At 19.2% G+C, this 665-nt stretch carries 1 pseudogene; it reads right to left on the reverse strand.

What is annotated here, in order from left to right:
• Positions 1-51: 51 nt before the first annotated feature.
• Positions 52-665: pseudogene (locus GQX97_RS13630) on the reverse strand (hypothetical protein); the annotation flags it as partial.

Genomic DNA, 665 nt, shown 5'->3' on the forward strand with positions numbered 1-665 from the left:
ATATGACTTAATATTATACTAATAAATTATATTTTGTCAAAATTAATATTTTTATAATTTTTTTATAGCTATGTTTATTCTGCTTAAAAAATAGGTAACATTGCTTAATGTTTCAGTTAGAAGAAAGATAAGTTTATTTCTTTTTGTTGAATTAGCTCTATTTGACATCATCATAGTAGAAGAGAGTATTGTTTTTAATATATTTGCTTTTTCTTGATAAGTTTTTATTGTTTTTATAGAAGTATCATAAATATTGTTTATTTTTTCTTCATCATTATTATTTTTTGCTTCATTATAAATATTTAATATTTCAATTTTAAACTCTTCTAATATAGTTTTTAAYTTWTTAAAAGCTTCTTTTATATTAGTTTTATCATTTTCTTTATATTTTTTATCAGCTATATTTAATGCCATATTTCTATCAAATACAAAATCATYAATATTTCCCTCTTCAATATACTCTATTTTTACAGCATCATAAGTTAGTCTTTTTATATTCATGTTTTTGTATTTATCTTTGAAACTTTTAAAATACTCTATTTGGTTTTCAAATACAAACTCTGTAGGAGGGTAAACATCAATATTAGTGTTGTTTTTTATTGTATTAAAATAATAAGATTCGAATGTTTTTATTTTATTTGTTTTGTTTATCATATACTCGTATG

It is taken from the genome of Brachyspira sp. SAP_772, from assembly GCF_009755885.1.
Classification (GTDB): domain Bacteria; phylum Spirochaetota; class Brachyspiria; order Brachyspirales; family Brachyspiraceae; genus Brachyspira.